The sequence below is a fragment of the Planktosalinus sp. genome (genome assembly GCF_059864935.1).
The window spans coordinates 1-6,970 of sequence record NZ_JCBCCK010000002.1 but is presented as its reverse complement, the minus strand read 5'-3'; the positions used below and the strand labels follow the sequence as shown (position 1 = coordinate 6,970).

Annotated in this window: 9 protein-coding genes; 5 read left to right on the top strand and 4 right to left on the bottom strand. The window is 39.9% G+C overall.

The window, feature by feature from the left end:
* Nucleotides 1-103 precede the first annotated feature (103 nt).
* Nucleotides 104-589, top strand: coding sequence for a peptide-methionine (R)-S-oxide reductase MsrB (gene msrB / locus AC6F75_RS00050; protein ID WP_500712881.1), 486 nt, complete (start codon nucleotides 104-106; stop codon nucleotides 587-589).
* A complete protein-coding gene (gene msrB, locus AC6F75_RS00045) occupies nucleotides 582-989 on the top strand; it encodes a peptide-methionine (R)-S-oxide reductase MsrB (RefSeq protein WP_500712880.1) in 408 nt (135 codons plus the stop codon). Before msrB (AC6F75_RS00050) ends, msrB (AC6F75_RS00045) begins: the two co-directional genes overlap by 8 nt.
* Here msrB (AC6F75_RS00045) and AC6F75_RS00040 read toward each other — a convergent pair.
* The 4 genes from AC6F75_RS00040 to AC6F75_RS00025 all read right to left on the bottom strand — a co-directional run bounded on the left by AC6F75_RS00040 (nucleotide 986) and on the right by AC6F75_RS00025 (nucleotide 4,177).
* The gene (locus AC6F75_RS00040) at nucleotides 986-1,759 is read right to left on the bottom strand and encodes a LytTR family transcriptional regulator DNA-binding domain-containing protein (RefSeq protein ID WP_500712879.1); all 774 of its coding nucleotides are present in this window, start codon (nucleotides 1,757-1,759) and stop codon (nucleotides 986-988) included. The two genes, msrB (AC6F75_RS00045) and AC6F75_RS00040, sit on opposite strands and share 4 nt — an antisense overlap.
* A 72-nt stretch (nucleotides 1,760-1,831) precedes the next feature.
* Nucleotides 1,832-2,152: a 2TM domain-containing protein gene (locus tag AC6F75_RS00035; RefSeq protein WP_500712878.1), complete on the bottom strand. Its 321-nt coding sequence runs from the start codon at nucleotides 2,150-2,152 to the stop codon at nucleotides 1,832-1,834.
* Nucleotides 2,153-2,174: 22 nt separating this feature from the next.
* Nucleotides 2,175-3,515: a histidine kinase gene (locus tag AC6F75_RS00030; RefSeq protein ID WP_500712877.1), complete on the bottom strand. Its 1,341-nt coding sequence runs from the start codon at nucleotides 3,513-3,515 to the stop codon at nucleotides 2,175-2,177.
* 41 nt (nucleotides 3,516-3,556) lie between these two features.
* Nucleotides 3,557-4,177: a hypothetical protein gene (locus AC6F75_RS00025; protein ID WP_500712876.1), complete on the bottom strand. Its 621-nt coding sequence runs from the start codon at nucleotides 4,175-4,177 to the stop codon at nucleotides 3,557-3,559.
* 161 nt (nucleotides 4,178-4,338) lie between these two features.
* On the opposite strand from AC6F75_RS00025, the gene AC6F75_RS00020 reads away from it, so the two are divergent.
* From AC6F75_RS00020 to AC6F75_RS00010, 3 genes are all read left to right on the top strand, one after another.
* A complete protein-coding gene (locus tag AC6F75_RS00020) occupies nucleotides 4,339-5,361 on the top strand; it encodes a DHH family phosphoesterase (protein WP_500712875.1) in 1,023 nt (340 codons plus the stop codon).
* Complete coding sequence (gene gldI / locus AC6F75_RS00015) at nucleotides 5,354-5,896, top strand: gliding motility-associated peptidyl-prolyl isomerase GldI (protein ID WP_500712873.1); 543 nt, start codon at nucleotides 5,354-5,356, stop codon at nucleotides 5,894-5,896. The genes AC6F75_RS00020 and gldI overlap by 8 nt, the downstream gene beginning before the upstream one ends.
* Nucleotides 5,897-5,902: 6 nt before the next feature.
* Nucleotides 5,903-6,970, top strand: a 1,068-nt coding sequence (locus tag AC6F75_RS00010) for a peptidylprolyl isomerase (RefSeq protein WP_500712872.1), incomplete at its 3' end; no start/stop codon positions are given.

Sequence of the window (6,970 nt, the reverse complement as noted above, 5' to 3'; positions counted from 1 at the left end):
TTTCATTAAACGGATTGTTAAAACTAAATTTTCGTTAAAAAAACTCGAGCCACTTTTTATTCGTAAATAGTTCCGTTAATTTAGTAATAAAAAAAGTTGCTTTATGTTTTACAAACTCACCTTATGCCTGCTGGCAGTCTCTCTAATTAGCTGCAATTCAAAAGCGCAACAAACCAACCAAAACCAAGAGTATGCAGTAGTTAAAACCGAAGCCCAATGGAAGGCAGAATTGAGCGAACTGGAGTACCATGTTTTACGAGAAGCCGGTACAGAAAGGGCTTTTAGCAGTCCTCTCGATAAAAACTATGCTCCGGGAACTTATCATTGCAGGGGTTGTGGGGTTTTGCTTTATGAAAGCGAACACAAATTTGACTCCGGTACAGGATGGCCTTCATTTGATCGTGGTGTTGATGAAAACCTGGAGTTTGATGTGGATTACAAAATTGGCTATGCGCGCTCAGAATTAAAATGTTCCAATTGCGGCAGTCACCTGGGCCATATGTTTGATGACGGACCCCGGGACACTACCGGAAAACGTCACTGCATCAATGGCGCTGCCTTAACTTTCAAACCTAAAAAAAATGATTGATAAAAAATATAAAGTTCAAAAATCTGAAGCCGAATGGCTGGAGGAACTGGGAGAAGAAAAATATGCCATCCTTCGCAGAAAAGGTACTGAGAGGCCATTTACAGGAGCTTATAATCTGCATTTTGAAGATGGAAATTACCGCTGTGCCGGATGCAATGCCTTGTTGTTTGAAAGCAACTCCAAATTTGAAAGCGGTTGTGGCTGGCCCTCATTTGACGAAAGTGTGGAAGGCAGTGTGGAATATATCAAAGACACCAGTTACGGAATGATGCGTGTGGAAATTTTATGTGCTTCCTGTGGCGGCCATTTGGGTCACGTGTTCAATGACGGACCCACGGAGACAAGTCAACGATATTGTGTGAATTCGCTGAGTATTGAATTTGACAAAGAAAAATCTTAGTCCAGCCAATTCTTGAAATCCTTGACCTTTTCTCGGGCTACTATGATTTCATCTTCCTTATAGGAGTTTAAAAACAATTTTAGTCGTGAATTTGAATAGGCAATAATGTCTTTGATGGCGCTGATATTGACAAAAAACTTTCGGCTGACCCGAAAGAATTCCTGAGGGGCGAGTTCGTTCTCCAACTGTTCCAGTGGTTGATCCAGCAGGTAGTTCCTGCCGTCAATGGTGTGCAGGTAAGTGCCTTTGTTTTCGCTGTAAAAGCATTCAATTTCATCAACGGTGATCATTTTTAAATGCTGACCCACCTTGACAGTAAAACGCTTCTTATACTCCCTATCCAACGGATTGACCAGTAGTTTCTTGATGTCTTCAAAATTAATTTGAAGAGGCGATTGCATACTGTCAGGGCCAAATGCTTGTTTCAGGTTTTTGTATTTTTCAACAGCAGTTATTAATTCGTCTTCGTCTATGGGTTTTAAAAGATAATCGATACTGTTGAGTTTAAATGCCTGAAGGGCATATTCATCATAGGCCGTGGTAAAAATAATGGCACTTTGCACCTGTATGGTTTCAAAAATCTCAAATGAAAGTCCGTCGTTAAGCTGGATGTCCAAAAAAATCAGGTCAGGATGTTTGTTTTTTGAAAACCATTCCAATGACTCTTCCACAGAATGCAGCGTCTCCCACACCTGAACATTCAGTTTTTCAAGCATTCGCTTTAGCCTGCGCGCCGCCGGTTTTTCGTCTTCTATAATGATGGTTTGCATATACTTATAATCTTTTATTTAAAAATAATTTCAACCTGAAACCTGAAACCTGAAACTTGAAACTTTGAACCCCTACTCCCATTTACTCTTCATTTTACGCTCCTTATCCATCATTTCTTTAATTTTTCGTTCTTCCCAGTTTTTCCCTAGGAAAATGTTTGCGCCAAACACCCCTACCCAGTGAGCAAACAATCCAATTCCCCAGAAAAATAATAAACTAAAATCTTCAACATTAATATTTGACATTTCAATGTAAATCATTTTTTTATTGACAAACAGTATAAAACCATTGACCAAAATATAAGCCATCAGGTGAATATAAAATCCTTTGATTTCTTTGATGCGTTTTTTGGCGACTTTATAAAGCTCTTCTTCGTGATAGTTTCGTTCCATAATGTTTTTTTTTAATTGAATTTTAATTCCACTTTTGAGTGTTTTTACGTTCCTTTTCCATAATCTCCCTGATTTTTTTCTCTTCCCAGGAAGTACCGTATCCAAATACCATAAATCCGTGTATGGCTACACCCATTCCCCAGCCCAATAGCGGGAACCAAAACCATTTGAATTCCCAGTAAGTATAGTAATTGATAAAAATCAAAAACGGCATGACTACGCAATAGGTAAATAAGTTTGAGTAAAATTCCTTAATTTCCTTCACCCTGCGGTGGGCTTTTAAATAGGAATTGTTGTTTTCTATGTCTTTATGTTTTTCCATGACTGTAAATTGTTTGGTTAAAATGGGCAGTTTCACCTGAAACTGACTTTCGGTTTCAATAATTTCAACCCTCCTGCTTGTTAGAATACCGTATCGATTGATGATGTTTTGCAGGCCAACGCCTTTACGGGTGCTGAGTACTTCTTTTCGCTGCAAATTATTTTCTATAACAAGCGTGTTGTTTTCTTCGTAAATTTTAATTCTTAAAGGTTTGCTTTCGCTAACAACATTGTGTTTGATGGTATTTTCAAGCAACAATTGCAAGGATAGCGGAACCACTTTGGCTTCGGGGTTGTGAAGCTGATTGGGCAATTCCACAAAAACACTGTTTTCAAAACGCATTTGCAGCAATTGAATATAAATTTTTGCGAAAGCGAGTTCTTCTTCCAGGCTCACCAGTTCCTTGTCTTTCTGTTCCAGCACATAGCGGTAGATTTTAGACAATGAAGTAGTGAACTTTTGGGCATGTTCAGGGTTTTCTTCTATTAATGAAGTTAGCACGTTCAGGCTGTTGAATAAAAAATGGGGATCAATCTGGTTTTTTAAACTTTCAAATTGTGCCGAAGCTGTTCCGGCTATGATTTTCTGTTCTGTCAGCTTTTTTTTCTGTAATTCCTTATAAAAGTGGAAAGCGTGAAAAAACAGCGAAATGACCAGTGTTATGATTAAAGCAATGTAATAAAACTGTAGTCGCTCTGTTTGAAAAAAGGCTTCCATACTCAACCCGTCAATTACCGTTCTGTGAAACATTCTTACAAAAAAAATGGTAATGAGCGTGAGCAGCACCGAACCAAAAAGCCCTATGGCAAAGCGATATTTGCCTTTGTTTTTCCAATCTACACTTACATCGAGATAATCAAAAAAATAAGAATTCACCACTGCAAGGGGAATACTGTATAAGCTATAGAACAAAAAAGAATAAAACAATTTTATATCAAACTCAACCGTAATTCCGGATACCAGTCTGAAACTCTGGTCAATCAGAAACAGCACTGTTCCAATCAGTACCCCAATCCCCGTAATTATTGCAAACTTTTTCATTTTTTATTTGACTTTGAAACCTGAAACAAGAAACCTGAAACCTACTGACACCCTTTAATCGTCTGCTCTGCCTGATCTTTTCCCCAGTTGGGATGAAAAGGTGTTTCAGGTTTAAAGGTATCAAAAAGTTGAATAGCTTTTTCTATTTGTGTACAAATGGGTTTGATATCAGTTCCGAAAAACTGGGCACTTCCCAGTTCAAACTGGGCTTTACTCATTACTACCCGCGGATTGTTGGGTGCTATTACCCCTGCCTTGCCATACAGTTGCATCACCGTTCCGGAGAGCCTCTGACCGTTGGCCATAGGGTCTTGGGCGATGTAAGCCGTATGAATCATTGCCTGCATGACAAGCAATTCGGCGTTGTTGGGCTCTATATCCATAAGCGGGTCCAGGGCGTTTTGTGCTTTAATGAGTAAACCTTCAGATGTTTTACTGTCCTGGGTTTTAAATGCTTCAGTGGTATTGACCAAGGCCACATAATAGCCCGGCAGCCAGTTGTCTTTTTCGGCTAAGGCGATGCGCTCAAATAAAGCCGAAGCTTCAGCGGCCTGGCCTTCACCCCACAATTGAAATGCCTTTTGCATTCCCTGTTCATAATTGGTTTGACTCATCCCCAGGGCAGAAATAACCAATGCCAAAATTAATAGTACTTTTTCCATAATTATTGATTTTGTGTTTGATGATGCAAATATCTTACGGTAAGTTTCGTTAAAAAATAAGATGTTACCCAAGTGTCAAAATTTGAGGATGAACTGTTATTTTAACAAAAATTGGCATTTCATTTACTTCAACTCCCTGATATTTTTTATCTTCGTAGCCTATGAATAAAGAACAGATTACCTCCTTAAAATTATTTTTAAGCTCCCCAAAAAAAATAATGATCATTGGTCACCGCAATCCTGATGGCGATGCTATGGGGGCTACCCTGGCGCTTTGTCATTACCTGAATAAAAAGGGCCACGACGCCCAAGTGGTCATGCCCAATGATTTTCCCGATTTTCTCAGGTGGATGCCCGGAGCTGACGTAATTAAACTTTTTGAAAACGACCGAAAAAATACCACAAACCTGATCAAACAGGCCCAACTCATTTTCACCCTCGATTTCAATTCACTTTCCCGTGTGGGTGATGCGTTTCAACAAGTCTTGGAAAGTCTTGAAACACCCTTTGCCCTTATTGACCATCATCAACAACCGGATGATTATGCCACTTACGTTTACAGTGATGTAAGTATATGCTCTACGGCAGAAATGGTGTATCATTTTATGGAAATGATGGAAGACCTGTCCTATTTGGACAAAGACATTGCCACCTGCATTTATACAGGTATTGTGACCGATACGGGTTCGTTTCGTTACAGCACAACTTCGGCAACAACACATCGGGTTGCGGCCCATTTAATCGAAAACGGAATAGACAATGCTTTTATACACCAATCACTGTTTGACAATAACAGTGCAGCCCGGATGCAACTGCTTGGTGTGGCATTACAAAATCTGGTAATATTGAAGGAGTTCAACACGGCATACATCACACTTACTCAGGACGAACTTGACAATCACAACTTTCAGAAAGGCGATACCGAAGGTTTTGTCAACTATGGCCTTTCGGTTAAAAATGTAACCTTTGCCGCAATTTTTATTGAGAGCCGACAAGATAAAATCATTAAAATTTCTTTCAGAAGTCTCGGCACATTTGATGTCAACCAATTTGCCCGGAATTATTTTGAAGGTGGCGGGCACATCAATGCCGCAGGAGCAAAAAGTAAACTGAGCCTTGATGAAACAGTTCGCTATTTTATTAGTAAATTGCAAGGCTATAAACAGGAATTATCAAATGCTTAAATCATATATTTATATCATCACCATTGCTTTGTTAGCCTGGAGTTGCAAAACCCCCGAGGCCAGAAGACCGGTAAAAACCACTTCGGGCAGTTACATCAACACTTCGGTTGATCGCAATAAAAAAATGATATCCGAAGAGGAAAAAGAAATCCTTGCCATCTTACAAAGTGATACAGTGAACAAAATTCTCAACTCAGAACACGGGTTTTGGTATTACTTTGTTAAAAAAAATACTTTCGAGGAAGAAAAAGCAGATTTTGGGGATATCGTCGAGTTTGAATATGACGTCAAGGATTTAGACGGAAACACCATTTACAATAAGGACGAAATGGGCAAACAAATCTATCATATGGATAAGGAAGAGCTTATTACCGGCTTGCGTGAAGGATTAAAATTACTAAATGAAGGAGAAACAGCCACTTTTTATTTCCCTTCACATAAAGCATATGGCTACTACGGCGACTTAAACCGTATTGGTGCCAATATGCCTATAGTAACCACAGTAACCATTTTAAACATCAAACAAATCAATTAATTTTTTATGAAAAAAACAGTTTTATTATTAGCATTATTTGCAGTGACCCTTTTTGCGTGTCAGGAACAATATCCTGACCTTGAAGACGGTATTTATGCCGAATTTGTAACCAACAAAGGCACATTTATTGCCGTACTCCACCACGAACAAACGCCTATGACCGTGGCCAATTTTGTTGACCTGGCCGAAGGTAAAAACGGAATGGTGGATGAGCAATACAAAGACAAGCCTTTTTTTGACGGAATGGTGTTTCACCGTGTGATTAAAGATTTTATGATTCAGGGCGGTGACCCACTGGGCAACGGCACAGGCGGACCCGGTTACAGATTCCCTGACGAGATTGTGCCCGAACTGGGACACGACAGCAAAGGAATTCTATCCATGGCCAACTCAGGCCCGGCAACCAATGGTAGCCAGTTTTTTATCACTGTAAGACCCACGCCACATCTGGATGGCGGTCATGCCGTTTTTGGCGAAATAGTTAAGGGAATGGAAATTGTTGAAGAAATAAGCCTTGTTCCAACAGCTCAGGGAGACCGTCCTGTAGATCCCGTGGTGATTGAAAAACTAAACATCATCAGAAAAGGAAAAGTGACGCTTGACTCTTTCGAAAAGCAAATGGAAAGCGTCGAAAAGGAACGCAAGGATAAAGAAGCCCGTATCAGCTCCGTCAAAGAAGCCAAAGCAGCTGAATTTGCAGCACTAAAAGAAAAGGCAACCGAATTTCCAACCGGTTTAAAAATGCATTTCACCAGACAAGGTGATGGTGTTCAACCACAGGAAGGACAAAATGTGCTCATCAATTATGAAGGTTATTTAACTGATGGCACCTTGTTTGACTCCAGTAAGCTGGAAGTTGTTGAAGAATATGAAATGGTAGATGAAAGAAGAAAACAAGCCAATCAATACGCCCCTATGCCAACGGAATATAGTTTAAATGCCGGACTTATCGCCGGATTTAAAGAAGGCATGTTAAAAATGAAGGTGGGTGATGAAGCTGTGTTATTTATCCCCTCACATTTGGGGTATGGCGAGTCAGGGGCAGGGAATATTATCCCTCCCAATGCCGACCTT